Source organism: Flavobacterium tructae (assembly GCF_002217475.1).
Lineage (GTDB): Bacteria > Bacteroidota > Bacteroidia > Flavobacteriales > Flavobacteriaceae > Flavobacterium > Flavobacterium tructae.
This window is the reverse complement of sequence record NZ_MUHH01000009.1, coordinates 114,592-130,360: the sequence shown is the minus strand read 5'-3', so window position 1 is coordinate 130,360 and position 15,769 is coordinate 114,592. Positions and strand designations below refer to the sequence as shown.

Annotated in this window: 14 protein-coding genes and 1 tRNA gene; 5 read left to right on the top strand and 10 right to left on the bottom strand. The window is 36.5% G+C overall.

Going from position 1 to position 15,769, the window contains the following annotated elements; translation table 11 throughout:
• Nucleotides 1-180: 180 nt before the first annotated feature.
• Genes B0A80_RS02315 through B0A80_RS02305 form a run of 3 tightly spaced genes read left to right on the top strand, consistent with a single transcriptional unit; the run spans nt 181 to nt 6,802 of the window.
• A complete protein-coding gene (locus tag B0A80_RS02315; protein WP_089076270.1) occupies nt 181-3,411 on the top strand; it encodes a SusC/RagA family TonB-linked outer membrane protein in 3,231 nt (1,076 codons plus the stop codon).
• 18 nt (nt 3,412-3,429) lie between these two features.
• Nucleotides 3,430-5,226: a RagB/SusD family nutrient uptake outer membrane protein gene (locus tag B0A80_RS02310; RefSeq protein ID WP_089076269.1), complete on the top strand. Its 1,797-nt coding sequence runs from the start codon at nt 3,430-3,432 to the stop codon at nt 5,224-5,226.
• A gap of 22 nt (nt 5,227-5,248) precedes the next feature.
• Entirely contained in the window at nt 5,249-6,802 is a 1,554-nt protein-coding gene (locus B0A80_RS02305) for a DUF4957 domain-containing protein (RefSeq protein ID WP_089076268.1), read from the top strand.
• Nucleotides 6,803-6,949: 147 nt separating this feature from the next.
• Here B0A80_RS02305 and B0A80_RS02300 read toward each other — a convergent pair whose 3' ends face one another.
• From B0A80_RS02300 to B0A80_RS02270, 6 genes are all read right to left on the bottom strand, one after another.
• Nucleotides 6,950-7,150, bottom strand: a complete 201-nt coding sequence (locus tag B0A80_RS02300; protein WP_070907744.1) for a hypothetical protein — start codon at nt 7,148-7,150, stop codon at nt 6,950-6,952.
• A 70-nt stretch (nt 7,151-7,220) separates the two neighbouring features.
• A complete protein-coding gene (locus B0A80_RS02295) occupies nt 7,221-8,141 on the bottom strand; it encodes a helix-turn-helix domain-containing protein (protein ID WP_089076267.1) in 921 nt (306 codons plus the stop codon).
• A gap of 3 nt (nt 8,142-8,144) precedes the next feature.
• Nucleotides 8,145-8,708, bottom strand: coding sequence for a DUF6642 family protein (locus B0A80_RS02290; protein ID WP_017498088.1), 564 nt, complete (start codon nt 8,706-8,708; stop codon nt 8,145-8,147).
• Between the two features lie 177 nt (nt 8,709-8,885).
• The gene (locus tag B0A80_RS20935) at nt 8,886-9,284 is read right to left on the bottom strand and encodes a hypothetical protein (protein WP_198288060.1); all 399 of its coding nucleotides are present in this window, start codon (nt 9,282-9,284) and stop codon (nt 8,886-8,888) included.
• Nucleotides 9,285-9,739: 455 nt separating this feature from the next.
• Nucleotides 9,740-9,997: a hypothetical protein gene (locus tag B0A80_RS02275; RefSeq protein WP_017498092.1), complete on the bottom strand. Its 258-nt coding sequence runs from the start codon at nt 9,995-9,997 to the stop codon at nt 9,740-9,742.
• 225 nt (nt 9,998-10,222) lie between these two features.
• Nucleotides 10,223-10,296: transfer RNA gene (locus B0A80_RS02270), tRNA-Met, on the bottom strand.
• Nucleotides 10,297-10,451: 155 nt separating this feature from the next.
• Here B0A80_RS02270 and B0A80_RS02265 point away from each other — a divergent pair.
• Nucleotides 10,452-10,844, top strand: coding sequence for an START-like domain-containing protein (locus B0A80_RS02265; RefSeq protein ID WP_017498093.1), 393 nt, complete (start codon nt 10,452-10,454; stop codon nt 10,842-10,844).
• Between the two features lie 54 nt (nt 10,845-10,898).
• Complete coding sequence (locus tag B0A80_RS02260; RefSeq protein WP_089076265.1) at nt 10,899-11,738, top strand: aminotransferase class IV; 840 nt, start codon at nt 10,899-10,901, stop codon at nt 11,736-11,738.
• On the opposite strand, the gene B0A80_RS02255 is transcribed toward B0A80_RS02260, so the two are convergent.
• From B0A80_RS02255 to B0A80_RS02240, 4 genes are all read right to left on the bottom strand, one after another.
• A complete protein-coding gene (locus B0A80_RS02255) occupies nt 11,735-12,295 on the bottom strand; it encodes a YqgE/AlgH family protein (RefSeq protein ID WP_026110149.1) in 561 nt (186 codons plus the stop codon). The genes B0A80_RS02260 and B0A80_RS02255 overlap by 4 nt on opposite strands.
• A 128-nt stretch (nt 12,296-12,423) precedes the next feature.
• Nucleotides 12,424-12,696, bottom strand: a complete 273-nt coding sequence (locus tag B0A80_RS02250) for an HU family DNA-binding protein (protein ID WP_017498096.1) — start codon at nt 12,694-12,696, stop codon at nt 12,424-12,426.
• 179 nt (nt 12,697-12,875) lie between these two features.
• On the bottom strand, nt 12,876-13,823 hold the full coding sequence (gene fmt, locus B0A80_RS02245; RefSeq protein ID WP_089076264.1) for a methionyl-tRNA formyltransferase: 948 nt from the start codon (nt 13,821-13,823) through the stop codon (nt 12,876-12,878).
• A complete protein-coding gene (locus tag B0A80_RS02240) occupies nt 13,823-15,718 on the bottom strand; it encodes a RecQ family ATP-dependent DNA helicase (RefSeq protein WP_089076263.1) in 1,896 nt (631 codons plus the stop codon). The genes fmt and B0A80_RS02240 overlap by 1 nt, the downstream gene beginning before the upstream one ends.
• Nucleotides 15,719-15,769: the final 51 nt, after the last annotated feature.

Sequence of the window (15,769 nt, the reverse complement as noted above, 5' to 3'; positions counted from 1 at the left end):
AATCGATTACAAATTTTTTAAGGCTAAAAAAAAGACCTTATTTGGAAGGTCAAAAAACAACTCAAAAAAGAAACTGTTGTCTTAGAAGTGAGGCTTTGATAATCAGTTAAAAAAAGAGGGAACCTAATAAAAACGAAATAACCACTTAGAACAAACAATTAATAACTTAAACAATCAACCATGAATTTTAAAGATTTATTTAACAAAGGAGCAAATTGTTGCTTTGCAGTTGTTTTCTTATTGTGCTTACTGGCCGGCAATCAAATGCAGGCGCAAAGTATTACACTCGAAGGAATCGTTAAGGATGCTGCAGGACTTACATTGCCGGGTGTTAATATATTAGAGAAAGGAACAAAAAACGGAACTTCCTCAGATTTTGACGGACGGTACAAATTAAAATTGACCAATCCTAAAGCAGTTGTAACCTATTCGTTTATAGGTTTTAAAACCAAAGAAGTCAATGCTGCCGGAAAAACGAAAGTTGATGTTGTTTTAATTGAAGATTCAAATGCTTTAAATGAAGTGGTTGTGGTAGGTTACGGTACCGTTAAAAAATCGGATCTGACAGGGGCAGTTTCTTCCATTTCAGGAAATGACTTGAAAAAAGTTCCGGTTTCTAATATCGCCGAAGCTTTAACGGGTAGAATCGCCGGAGTTCAGGTTACTTCAAGCGAAGGTTCACCGGATGCCGATATTAAAATCAGAGTGCGTGGAGGCGGGTCTTTAACACAAGATGCTTCTCCGTTAATTATTGTAGATGGTTTTCCGGTAAACAGTATGAATGATATTGCGGCTTCTAATGTTGAATCGATGACGGTTTTGAAAGATGCTTCTTCTACTGCAATCTATGGATCAAGAGGAGCAAACGGGGTTATTATTATTACAACTAAAACCGGTAAAGACGGAAAAATGGCTGTGAGCTATAATATGTTTTACGGAATGAAAACCATGGCCAAAGAAATCGATGTTCTTCCGGTTGATGATTTTGTAAAATGGCAATATGAATATGCTTTATTGGATCAGACGGATAAAACGATTTTGAGCAATCCAAGCTCCTATACCAAGTATTTTGGCAGCTGGCAGGATCGTGATTTGTATAACGGTTTAAAAGGAACAGATTGGCAAAAGCAGATTTACGGCCGTCGTGGTGAAGTAAATAGTCGTGATTTAGGAATTCGTGGAGGGAATGAAAAGCTTAGTTACAACTTCAACTATGCGTATTACGATGAAAAAGCAATTATGGCAGGTTCGAATTTTAAAAGAAATAACCTCTCATTGGCTTTAAAAAATAAAGCAAGCGAAAAAATAGACCTTGGATTTACAGTACGTTACTCTGATACTGATATAAATGGCGGTGGTGCAAACGATCAGAATCAGGCTTCATCATTGGACAGCCGTTTGCGTCATAGTGTAGGTTATGCACCTATTCCAATGCCGGGATTAACTACTGATAATGATGATCAGTCTGTGAACAGTTATCTGGTAAATCCATTTTTGGCAATAACAGACAATGACCGTCAGCAGTTCCGAAAAAATTATAATTTATTGGGAAGCTTTGGTTGGAAACTGGCTAAAGATTTAAAATTTCAAAGTGATTTAGGATTGGACAATTCCAACTATTCTGATTATCGTTTTTATGGGTCTTCTACTTATTTTTCAAGTACAGCCAAAATAGGTGCAGGAAAACCAGGTATGGTCATGAGCGATCGTAAAGACGTACGTTTCAGAAATGCCAATACTTTAAACTATGATTTTAAAAATATTTTGGGAGACAATCATCATTTGACGGCACTTTTAGGAGAAGAGATGATTACGACAACTTCAAACACCGTAACCACGACGATTTTAAATTATCCGGAATTTTTTGATTTAGATCAGGCTAAGAAATTAACGACACAGGGAACACCTTTTTCAGTGGACAATTTTTACAGTGCGGATGATAAATTGCTGTCCTTTTTCGGACGTTTAAATTATGATTATAAAGACCGCTATTTAGTAACAGCTTCTTTTCGTGCAGACGGTTCCAGCAGGTTTTTAGGAAACAACCGTTGGGGGTATTTCCCGGCAGCAGCGGCAGCATGGAAAATTTCTGAAGAGGATTTCCTGAAAAATGCTTCCTGGTTAAATCTTCTAAAGTTAAGACTTAGTTATGGTGAGGCGGGCAACAATAACATTCCTGTTGGGCAAACCGTTCAGAGTTATTTGTCCAGTACAAATGGTTTCATAAACGGTTTCGATAGCTATTGGTCGCCATCGAGTGTTTTGGCAAATCCGGAATTGAAGTGGGAGACTACTGTAACGCAAAATATTGGTCTTGATTTCGGTTTTTTTAAAAATCGTCTGAACGGAACTTTTGATGTGTATAAAAATGTTACGAAGGACTTACTGATCGAATTTCCGGTAGGAGGTACAGGTTACAAAACCCAATTTAGAAATATGGGTGAAACACAAAATACCGGTTTTGAAGCAACCCTGAATTTTATAGCCATCGAAAAGAAAAATTATGGTTTGAGCTTTTCTGTGAACGTTGGAATGAACAAAAACCGAATCAACTCTCTTGGAGTAATGGATAATTTTGGCACAAATACCAATTGGGCATCTACTGATGTTGGGAATGATTATGTGGTAAATGTAGGTTCTCCAATGGGATTAATGTACGGATATCAAAGCGACGGACGTTATGAAGTTTCGGATTTTGATTATGCAGGAGGAAAGTACACCTTAAAAGCGGGAGTTGTTGATGCAAGCAGTGTAGTAGGTGCTTTACAGCCGGGGATGATGAAGCTGAAAAATACAGATGGTTCTACTGATAATAAAGTGACAGCATCGGATCAAAAAGTAATAGGAAATTCTAATCCTAAACATACCGGAGGTTTGGTTATTAATGCAAATACTTACGGTTTTGATCTTTCTGCTGCTTTCAATTGGAGCGTTGGTAATGATATTTACAATGCCAATAAAGCCGAGTTTTCAACAGCAAACCGAAACGGGCAATACAAGAATTTAAGCACCGAGATGGCAGATGGCAAAAGATGGACAAATTTAGATCCTGCTTCGGGACAATTGGTAACAGATCCTGCTGCTTTAGAAGCGCTAAATGCCAATACTACGATGTGGTCTCCTTACATGCAAAAATTCATGTTTACAGACTGGGCAGTAGAAGACGGTTCGTTCTTCAGGTTGAATACGCTGACTTTAGGATACAGTACACCGCAAGCCTTAACCTCTAAGCTGGGAGTAAGTAAATTGAGATTCTATTTTACAGCAACGAATGTGTTTGTAATTACAAATTACTCCGGTCCGGATCCTGAAGTGTCAACAAGAAGAAAAACTCCGCTAACACCTGGAGTTGATTATTCGGCTTATCCGCGCAGCAGGCAGTTGGTTTTTGGTTTAAACCTTAATTTCTAATTTAAAACGTATCATAAAATGAAATATAAAGTAATAATAGCAGGATTGATAATCTTAGGTTTGTTGACTTCTTGTCAGGATTTCGGGGAGGAATATTTTGATACACCGGCACAGTCAACCTTAGACGAACAACTCATTTTTTCTACTGCCGGATTAGCTCAGGGTGCTGTCGATGGAATAAAAGTCTCATTCGGAGAAGAGCAATCTTATAGAGGAAGACTTTTGGCTTACCAAGGACTAAATACAGATACAGAATGGCTTTTGACTTCTTCAAGTGATAATGTCAAATCGGATCTGGTAGTTTATGATGCAAAATCGGATAATACAGAAATGAATTCGCCAAAAAATGCCTGGGCCATGATGTATGAAGGAATTGAACGTGCTAATTTGTGTATCAGAGGTCTGCGCAAGTACGGCAATCCATTACCGAATACAGAGATGGGGCAGTTGTTAGGAGAAGCACTGACTTTACGAGCCATTTATTATGCCGATCTGATCAGAAACTGGGGTGATGTTCCAGCCCGTTTTGAACCAGTTTCTACATCGACAATCTACGTGTCTAAAACAAGTCGTGACGAAATTTACAAACAGTTAATTGCCGATTTAGGCGAAGCTTCAACTTTAGTAGCATGGCCTAATGAAACTGCCGCTACAACAAGCACAGAGCGTATCAACAAGGCTTTTGCAAAAGGATTAAGAGCCCGTTTGGCTTTGATGGCCAGTGGCTTTCAGCAATATCCGGACGGAGTGAGAAGAAGTACAGATCCTGCACTTTCAGTAGGTACGATGTACAAACTGGCATTAGACGAATGCCGTTCAGTAATTGCGAGTGGTTCGGCACATTTAGAACCGACTTTTGAAGGTTTATGGAGAAAATACAATCAGGAAAATATAACAGCCGGAGGAGAATCGCTTTGGGAAATCCCTTTTGCAGCCACACGAGGCAGAGTCCTGTTTACTTTTGCTGTGCGTCATGATGCTTCAGATCAGTTTCAACAGATGGGAACTAATAAAGGCGGCGTAAACGGACCGTTGCCATTTGTTTTTTATGACTACGATCAGGCCGACAGCCGCAGAGACGTTACCTGTGTGCCTTACAAATGGGGAGCCGCGGTAAACGGTAAGTCCAAACAAGAACTTACAGATTTACAAACCTGGTATTTTGGTAAATATCGTTTCGAATGGATGAATCGTATCGTTTCGGCGCCAAATGACGATGGGGTAAATAAAATTTACATGCGTTATGCCGAGGTACTTTTAATGGCTGCTGAAACGGCAAATGAATTAGAAGGCCCGGGATCAGCTGCAGTCTACTTAAAAGAAATCCGCCGCAGAGCGTTTGCTTCGCAAAACCAGGCAGTAAAAGTAGACGCTTATGTAGATGGTCTGACAAGTAAGCAAGCCATGTTGAACGGTATTATCGAGGAGAATAAATATGAGTTTACCGGAGAAATGGAACGTAAGTTTGCCCTGATTCGCTGGAATTTATTGAAAACAAAATTAGACGAAGCTAAAGTTAAAATGGCCCGTTTGAAAGCGCGCAGTGATGAATATGCCAATGTGCCTTCAACACTTTATTATAAATATAAAGCAGATAATACTACACTTGAGATTTATGGTTTAAACCGTGGAGAAACGCAGGCGCAGGGTACTGATTATACCTCAAAAAGCTGGGATAAACTGGATGACAACAAAATAACCACACTGTACAAAGCCGGAGTTAATCCTGATAAAAGACAATTTTGGCCAATCTGGCAAACGTTTATTGACGGAAGTAATGGACAGTTAGCCAATGACTGGGTTTTTGGAAACTAAAAGCAATTAACAAATAAGAATTATGAACGCAAAATATATATTTAAAGGACTGCTGGCTATGTTTTTATTGGTAATTGCCGGTTGCGAAAGTTACAATGAAGCAGTGTTGGAGGATATAGGAGCCAATAGAGTATTTTCTCCAATCGAACTTAAAGCGGTAGTGAAAAATCAAACCACGGTGGAATTAAACTGGACCACAAAAGAGGATGTTGATCATTATACGGTAGAATTCAGTGCTGATGATCCGGATTTCAAAACAATTTACAAAACAGTTAATGTTACCGCAAAAGAACTTCCGGTAAAAGTTGCATTAGAAGGAGAAACGGTTTATTCGATAAGAGTAAAAGCAGTCAGTGCTTCAGGACTTTCCGATTCGAAATGGTCTGTAACAACAGCAGCAACATTAACGGAGCAAATCTTCTTTCCTGTGCAGCCTGCCGATATCGAAGCAAAACAAGTGACGTTAAGATGGACGCCTAACAGTTCTGTTACCCAAATTACTGCAGGTCCGGGCGGAATTACGCACACGATCACTGCAGCCGAAAAAACGGCCGGAGCAGCGATAGTTACGGGATTTACAGGAGAAACGGCCTATACTGCCACTTTATTTAACGGAACCAAAAAGAGAGGAGTGGTTACTTTTACTACAGGAATTGACATTGGAACAGCTACTTTAGTTAAACCTACGGATGATTTGAATGCAAAAATCGCAGCGGCAGATCCAGATGCAGTATTGGTATTGATGCCGGGAGAATACAATGTTTTTGTTGGTGAAATTATTTTGAATAAATCGATTACGATTAGAGGTCTAAGAAGCGATAATAAACCTTTGCTTCATAATAAGTTTGCACTAAACGCAGGCGCTAAATCCGTTAGTTTAATTGATTTGGATATCAATGGAGACAAAACTCAAAGTGATGCTGTAAAATACAATGAAGTAAGTACTGCTTATGGGGCACTTTTAATTAGTGGTTGTAAGGTTCATGATTTTGTGAAATCGTTTATAACACAAACGGCAACAGGTAGTACTAAAATTGTTTCGGTAACGGTTGAAAATAGTGTCGTTACTAACATATTAACGGTGCAAGGTGATTGTATCGATTTTAGAACTTCGCATTTGGCATCGTTAACCCTTAAAAACAGTACTTTTAACAATTGTGCTACAGGCCGCGATTTTATACGTATCGATAACGCACCTGGCATTACCGGGACGGGTTTAACAACTACAGTATTGGTAGATGCCTGTACCATTTCAAATAAAGCGATGACAGCTTCTAATAGAATTCTGTACGTACGTTTTGCCAGTAATGCTTCAACAATTCGCAACACGCTTTTTGAAACACCATTAGCAATGTATACCAATCAGACCTTAACGACACCGCCTACTTTCTTGAATAATAACTATTTTAATTCGGCTGCATTACATACAGCCGGTGTTGCTGCGGTAAAATATGATGCTTCGGGAACTTACGGAACGTTGGATCCTCAGTTTACGAATAGTGCAACAGGAGATTTTACTCTTAAAAATCAAACGTTAATTGACAAAAAAGTAGGAGATCCGCAATGGAGACAGTAATTAGTTTATAAGTTATTTAAAAAGGAACAGGGATGCAATTGGTTTTGCATCCCTGTTTTTTTTGTATAGAGGAAAAAATTGTTGACCATTTAAATCAAGCTTTTCTAACAAACAGACAAGTGTTGTATACTATACTTTTTTTTGAATTTATTCTAATTCGACACAATCGAAAATCGCATTCTTGAGAATCTTTTCATTTATTTCGGCCTCACTGTCAATCCTTAAAATATTATCGCAGTCCTCAAGGTCAAAATTCCATATCGCGTTTGGTATCAGTTCATCAAGTAATGCACTTGCGAATTCCAGCTTTGATGGTGTGTCAACAGATGTTTTGAAAACGTAAATCATAATTTGCTTTTTTTAACGGAACAAATTTCAATAAACGTTTTTCAAGTTTATAGGATGCAGGAAGCAATAATTAGGACTTATCAATCAATTTACGATATTGAATAGGAGTGATTCCTTCGTGTTTTTTAAAGAAACGACTAAAGTAAGAATGATCCTCATGTCCTACCTGCATAGCGATTTCGCTTACAGAAAAGGTAGTTTGGTACAACAGGTATTTAGCTTCTGTTAAAATGGTCTCATCAATCCATTTGACTGCAGACTTACCAGTTGCCGATTTGACCGATTTGTTTAAATGATTGGGGGTAACATTAAGTAAAGAGGCGTAATAATTTACCTGATGATGCGTCCTGATATTAGCGTAAATGAGTTTTTTGAACTTCGCAAAAATAACAGCTGCGGCTGTATTGCTTTTAGATGTTTTGGGAGCATTTTTATTCATCTCAAAGAACAAAGCCATTAAATAAGACTGAACGATATCAGCATTATCGATTTCAGTTTCAAGATAAGCAGCCTGTAAACGCTTAAAGAGATTCACTATAAAATGGAAGTTGTCCGGAGAGATTATAATTTTTGGATTTCCTCCAATTTTAAGAAAGTCGAAATCATTTAGCATTTCACTGTTGCCATATTTGCCGATCAAAACATCCGGATGAAACTGGCAAATAAAACCAATATGTTTCGTGTTAATATGTTCAATAGAGAAAATCTGCCCGGCCGGAACAATAAGCATTTCATTTGGATTGGTTTGGTATTCTTCGAAACCAACCTTTGCAACATGAATTCCGGAAGTCACAAAAAGTATAGTATGACAACTGTGTTTTGAAGGAGGAACAGCGTAACGAAGCTGCATCATTTCTTCCATTTCCAGACAAAAAAAATGGTCAGAGCTGGATTTAAACAATAAATGCATTGGATTTTCCTGTCCCAGAAATTTTTCACGAAACACTTTCGCGCCATAGGTTTTTATCTCTCCGTTGGCATTGCTTTTCATAATTTAATAATACAGTCTAAAATCAAGTAATTTGCAAAGAGCATAATGTTTTTGATAAAGTTCTTCTACCACTTCAGTAATGTCGTCATTTTCCTGATACAGGCTAAAAAAAGCTTTGTCGATGGTACTACAGCTCGCGATCTTATTATAAGTAGAGCCGTAACCCGAAATCGCCCGTGCACCGGTAATGTCTAAAAAGTACTGCGCTTCTTCGTCGTTTAAATCAAGTACTTTTAAATTGGCAAAATGAATAATTTTTCCTTTCATTTTTCCTTCAAAAAGTTCTGCGATTTCTTCCAGACTATAATAGTAATCATGCAGACAGATATTGTTGGGTCCGCCTGGCATTACCAAATAAATAATTTCGTAATCTTTAAAATTGTGATCTTCATAAAGTAAAACATTCAGGCTTTCTTCTAAGCCTTCAATGGTATCGCAAGTTTTGTAAATACTGGCGATACCCTGATCAATAGCAATTTCTTCCAGGTTTTTTACTACCTGGGTGACAAAATTGTTTTCGATGTCAGGAACACCTTCGAGGCAGAAGATGAATTTTTCGGAATCCATACCAATGTGTGTTTTCGTTCTCACAAAAGTATTTTTAATTGTCGAAGAATTGTCGTCCGAAAGCTATTTTAACGCATTTTTTACATTAAAAAAACAGCGGTATATTCCTGAAAGCAGAAAATCCACTTTTAGTACAACTAAAAATGGATTCCAGGATTGATTTCGTTTTTTTGATTTTTATAAATTTAAATCCAGTTTTGCAATTAAAGCACTAACCGCAAGCACTGGTTGACTAAAGGTGTTTGATTCCAATAGTTTTTGCCACCATTTTTGTTCCTCCTCGGTAAAGGTGTGAGTATTGTTGGTTACCGCTGCTGTTCTTTTGTGTCCGCAGGCTGCACAAAATTTTGCCTGAGGAGTTCGGTAAGGTTTAGAACAACATTCGCAAGGCGGACCGTAAAGATCAATTCGATGATGCATAATGGCATTAGGATTGGTTTCTTTAAATCCGGTTAGTTCTTTATAGTAATTTAGAAGTTCACTGAATCGCTCTGTTCTGGTCATATTACATTTTCCATGTTCAAAGCCATTACGATAGAGTTTAGTTGCAATTTGATATTCTTCTGTATGTAACATAGGAACTTCTGTTTTGCAACGCCAACACCAAAGTTTTTCCATGGTTCGTTTTTTTGGTTTTTATTTTATGGTTAAGTATTATAGTTTTCTTTTTGTGATTTTTGTTCTTTTTAATACGCTAAGTTATATCAGTTTTTAGAGAATAACTTACGGTTTCACGTAATTTGCAACAAAAATCGTTTTTTAATAGATTAATTCACTAAGTAGAAATACCTGATTTTAGTTTGGATTTTGAAGTAAGTTTTTGATTTTAGTCTCGTAAAAAGACAGTGTAAGCCTCAGATTAAGGTTTTGGAGAAGTTGTTTTTTGAAGAACAAAAGCTGGAGATTAGAATTTGGATGCTCTGAAGTTGTTTGGAATCTAACAAAAAAACAAAAAAAAAAGAGAAAATCTCATGGTGTGGAGACTTTCTCTTTTTTAGCAAATAAATTTTCAATGATAAACTAACAATGGTTTATTTTTCCTGCTCCAGATTATCTGCAGCAGAAATCTGATCCAAAATGTTAGTTTGATTAGGTGAAATATAGTTTTTAATCTCAGGATGAGTTTCTTTTTTAAAAAGAAGGTCCAACGCATTGTACAGTCTTAATAAAACCTCTCTGTCTTCTTTTTCAATCTCTAAAGCCGTGTTGAAATTAAAAACGTAGTTATTCGAATTGCGTACTTCTACTTTTATCGTTTTTGACGTGATTTTAAATTTAACTATATCCATGTTTTTATAAATGATTTAGCTTATAAAATACTATTCTGACCTGTCCGCATACTTTTCTTATAAAAAAAGAAGAAGTACAAAGTCTGAAGTCCGCTGTCGTATTGTTTACATTGTTCGAATTTCAGTTGCTTTTTTTTAATTTCCTCATTCTAATTAACGGGTTAGAGAGGGTGTAAATTTAAATAAAAACCCCTAATCAATTGATGATTAGGGGTTTGTTTTTTGTAGCGAGGACGGGAGTTGAACCCGTGACCTCAGGGTTATGAATCCTGCGCTCTAACCAACTGAGCTACCTCGCCAAGACTGCAAGTAGAACCGTGTTCCTCATTGCGGGTGCAAAGATAGAAATAATATTAAAGCTTGCAAGCATAAAATGAAGAAAAAAAAATATTTTTAAAAATGTGTTGTTTTTGGACATATATTCTTATATTTCCAAAAAAATTAAAAGTAGCACATGGATCCAAAAATACGTTACGAAATCGAGTTTCCGATCAATTCTTCGCCGCAACTATTGTATCAATATATATCAACTCCGTCAGGATTATCAGAATGGTTTGCTGATAATGTAAATTCAAGAGGAGAATTTTTCACTTTTATCTGGAACGACTCACAGGAAAAAGCGCGTTTGGCTTCCAAAAAAACAGGTGAAAAAGTCAAATTCAAATGGGTGGATGAAAGCAGTAAAGACACCGAGTATTTTTTTGAATTGCACATTCTGGTTGATGAACTTACCAAAGACGTATCGTTAATGGTAGTAGATTTTGCTGATAAAGAAGAAGTAGGAGAAGCTAAACAACTGTGGGAGAATCAGATCTCAGACCTGAAACATCTTATCGGATCTGTTTAGTAAAATTCTATTTTATACCTTATATTTGCCCTGAACAAAATTCAGGGTTTTTTTATGATTAATTTTAACGGAAATATAGTAGCAGAAGAAGATAATATATTAACTCAAAACCGCGCATTTTTATACGGAGATGGTGTTTTTGAAACAGTAAAAATTATCAATAATAAAATCTTGTTCCTGGAAGATCATTATTTCAGATTAATGGCTTCTATGCGTGTGGTCCGAATGGAAATTCCGATGAATTTTACCATGGAATATTTTGAAGAGCAGATTTTAAACCTTGTTCAGCAAAAAGGAATCTCGGCATCTGCCAGAGCCAGAATTACTGTTTTTAGAAAAGAGGGCGGACTTTATTTGCCTAAAACAAATGAGGTTTCGTATTTAATTCACGCAACAACACTTGAAGATGTTTTATATACTTTAAATTCAGCTGAATACGAAGTAGATTTGTATAAGGATTTTTATGTGACTAAGCAATTGTTATCGTCGATCAAAACTACTAATAAGATGATAAACGTTACCGGAAGTATTTTTGCTCATGAAAATGGTTTGGCCAATTGTATTTTGCTTAACGATACTAAAAATGTAGTTGAGGTATTACAGGGGAATTTATTTATGGTTGTGGGTAAAAAACTTATAACTCCGCCAATTTCTGAAGGTTGTCTTAATGGTGTGATGCGCAAGCAGATTTTAGCTTTGGCTAAAAAAGTAGAGGGCATAGAAGTAATAGAAGAAATAATTTCACCATTTGATCTTCAAAAAGCAGATGAATTATTTCTGACTAATGTGATCATGGGAATCCAGCCGATCACGAAATATCGAAAAAAGGACTTTACAAGTAATTTGGCTCATCTGTTATTACAAAAGCTGAATGAATCCATTTCTGAAAATTAATTCAGATATGGATTTTCAGGTGCATTTGACCAAATAAGATAGTCGCCTCCAAGTTCAATGATTTGCTCTTTCCAGAAATGGGTGGTCGATTTTCCGATAATTTTGTTTTTATAACTATTATCGGCAATGATCCAGGAGTTTCCCTGCATTTCATTCTCAAGCTGATTTTCATCCCAACCGGTATACCCTAAGAAAAAACGAATGTTATTTTTACTGATAGATCCGTTGTTTATTAAGTCTTTGGTCGATTCAAAATCACCTCCCCAATAAATTCCATTAGAAATCTCAACACTATTCGGGATTAACTCTGGAATATTGTGAATAAAATAAAGGTTGTCCTGTTCAACAGGACCTCCGTTATATATCTTGAAAGAGGCTTCAATCTCAGGAATCAGGTCATTAATAGTGTACTTTAAAGGTTTATTAATGATAAATCCTATTGATCCTTCTTTGTTATGGTCTGCTAATAAAATTACCGATCTATTAAATGATAAATCTCCAATTATAGAAGGCTCGGCAATAAGCAGGTGTCCTTTTTTTAATTTTTCTGAAATCATACGGCTACAATTTTTATTAAATTTAATCATAAAATTTCTAAAATCCCAAATAAAATCGTTGAAGCGCAAAAAAAAACCCTTCATAAGAAGGGTTTTGATTATATTATTAGTTTGGAGAACTTTCTTACTTAGTTCACCGCACCTTCTAATTCAGCACCAGCTTTGAATTTTACAACATTTTTCGCAGCGATTTGAATAGTTTTTCCTGTTTGCGGGTTTCTACCGTCTCTTGCAGCTCTAGCAGATACAGACCATGATCCAAAACCTACTAATGAAACTCTCCCACCTTTCTTTAGAGTAGCTCCTACGTTCCCTAAAAATGACTCTAAAGCTAATTTTGCCGCAGCTTTTGTGATTCCTGCATCAGCAGCGATAGCATCGATTAATTCTGATTTGTTCATAATATTAGTTATTAATTGTTGGTTAAAAAAAATTGTTAATACACAAATTTAGTAGGAAATCCGTTCCTTGCAAGTGTTTTCTTTATTTTTAGCAAAAATTGTTAATAACTTGCTTTTTTTGTTCATAAAGCAGAGCGTTAGTTGGTCAAAATCAGGTAGAAACCCCTGTTTTATTGACCTTAATAGACTTTGGCGCTTTCAGAAAAAGTTATTCCGTTTAGTAATTCTGCCACCTGCATTCTTTTTTTTCCGGGTAGCTGTAAACTCAAAATTTGAATGTAACCATCTTTAACTGCAATTTTGATTTCTTTTTTACTGCAAATCAGACTTCCCGCTTCTTGAGAATGTGTCTCAGGAAGTAGTTTTGCCTCATAAATTTTGATGGTTTGTTCTTCTTCTTTATCTTTTAAGAAGCACCAGGATGCAGGATACGGACTTAAACCGCGAATGAGATTGTTGATTTCTGCACCGGATTTGGTCCAGTCAATTTTACAGTTTTCCTTGTTTAATTTGTAAGCGGTTTTTATTTCGGTAGTGTCTTCCTGAATGGTAGTTTTTACATTTCCGCTTTCAATAACTTTTAAAGTATCAATAACAGTTTCACTTCCTAATAGCATAAGTCGGTCGTGTAATTGTCCGGCATTTTCTTCCGGCTCAATTGCAATTTCCGAATTCAGGATCATTGCTCCGGTATCAATTTTGTCATCGATAAAGAAGGTGGTGACTCCGGTTTTGGTTTCTCCGTTAATAATGGCCCAGTTAATTGGTGCAGCGCCACGGTAATTTGGTAATAAGGAAGCGTGAAGGTTAAATGTTCCAAATTCCGGCATTTTCCAGACTACTTTTGGAAGCATTCTGAAGGCAACAACAATTTGTAAATTCGCATTCAAAGCTTTTAACTCCGCTAAAAAACTCTCGTCTTTTAAGTTTGTTGGCTGAAGTAACGTAAGGTTGTTTGCCAGTGCATATTCTTTTACTGCAGAGTATTTTATTTTTTGTCCGCGTCCTGCAGGTTTGTCTGCTGCAGTAATTACGCCCACGACATCGTAGTTGTTTTTAAGAATGGTGTCCAAAATGCCAACAGCAAATTCGGGAGTCCCCATGAAAATAATTCTCAATTTTTCCATTATGATTTTAAAGTGTATTTATTGTTCGCCAGTATGGTGATATGATTGTTTTCTAATAATTGCTGAAGTACCAAAATAATATCATTGGCATCCAGTTTGATTTGAGACTGAATTTCTCTGGAAGTCAAAGCGGTTGATTTTAACAAATACAGGATTTTATCTGCAATCGAATCGGCTTCAGTTATTTTTCCTTTTAGTGTAATGCAATAGGAACAAACGCCACAGTTTTCGTTGGTTTCTTCTCCAAAATAATCCAGAATCAATCTGTTTTTACAGGTTTTGTTTTCTCTTATATAATAGAGGACGGAAGAAAGCTGTTCTTTTTTGAGTTCATTCTGTTTTTCCAGATATTTAGAAACGCGATTTATAGTTAATTCGTCTTCACGCACTTCATTGAATAATACAGTTGAATCGTTGTTTTTGGCTTTGTATTCGATAATTTCTTTCTCTTTTAATTTTTCTAATAGAGCTAAAACCTGTTCTTCTGTATGGTGTGATTTTTTTGCAATCAACGAAAGGTTAAAAGGAGTTTTAATATCATAAACTCCGGGGTAAGTTCTTAGAATTGCTAATATAATTTCCTCGTCGTTTGAATTGAGATTCATGTATCGAATTACCTCTTTGGATTCGATTATAAATTGTAAAGTAATTTTTTCTGAGAATTCCTGCGACAAAGTAATGATTCCCTGCTGGTTTAAAAACTGTAATGCATTGTATGTTTTTAAAGTGGGGAAATCGTATTTGTTACAAAAGTTATTTAGTTTAAAAGAAAAGGACTCGTCTAAACCTTCTCCGTACGCTATCTGAAAATAGTTACAGAGTTTTATATACATCGCTTTCAGAAACTTTTTATCGGGCAGAATGCTTAAAAACTGCTGTTCAGTCTGAGTGGCATCTGAATTGTTAAAAAGCAATACTGAGAAAGCTTTTTCTCCGTTTCGTCCGGCTCTTCCGGATTCCTGATAATAGTTTTCTAAGTTTTCCGGTAGTTGTGTATGAATGACTGTTTTTACATTGTCTTTGTCGATTCCCATTCCAAACGCATTGGTTGCTACAATAACCTGTGCTTGTTCCGACATCCAAAGCTGCATGTTTTTGTCTTTTTCTTTAGCTGAAAGCCCGCCATGGTAATAGGTTGCAGTAAAACCTAATGATTGTAATTGAGTGGAAAGGTTAATGCACGATTTTCGATTTCGTACATATATAATAGAAGGCTGCGGGTTTTTCTTTAAGATTTGTTCGGTGCGATACAACTTGTCTTCGACTTCAAAAACCATGTAGGCAATATTTTTTCTTTCAAAAGATTGCTGAAAAAGTACGGGGTCTTTTAATCCCAGTTCTGTTTTAATGTCTTCGATGACTCTGGGTGTTGCTGTTGCAGTTAAAGCTAAAAACGGAATCTTTGGAAAATATTTTTTAAGTTCTGAAATTTTCAGATAGGCAGGGCGAAAATCGTGTCCCCATTGCGAAACACAATGCGCTTCGTCGATTGCAATTAAATTAATCGGAAGGTTTTTAATGCGTTCCAGTATCCAGTCTGATTGCAGTCTTTCGGGAGAAAGGTATAAAAACTTGTAGTTTCCGTATTGGCAATTGTCAAGAAGATCTATGATTTCTTCGGTATGAATACCTCCGGTTAGTGCGATAGCTTTTATGTTGCGTTTCTGCAGGTTGGCAACCTGGTCTTTCATAAGAGCAACCAAAGGTGAAATGACTAAGCAAATGCCTTCCAGCATCATACTTGGAACCTGGAAACAAATCGATTTTCCTCCACCTGTTGGCAGTAGGGCAAAGGTATCCTGACCGTCCAAAACAGAGTCAATAATCTCCTTTTGCAACGGTCTGAAACTGTCGTGTTTCCAGTATTTTGAAAGAATTTCCTGCGCTTGTGGCATTGGTCGTGTTTTAAAGTTAAAAAATTTAGAAATCAGTTTCTAGTTTTGCAA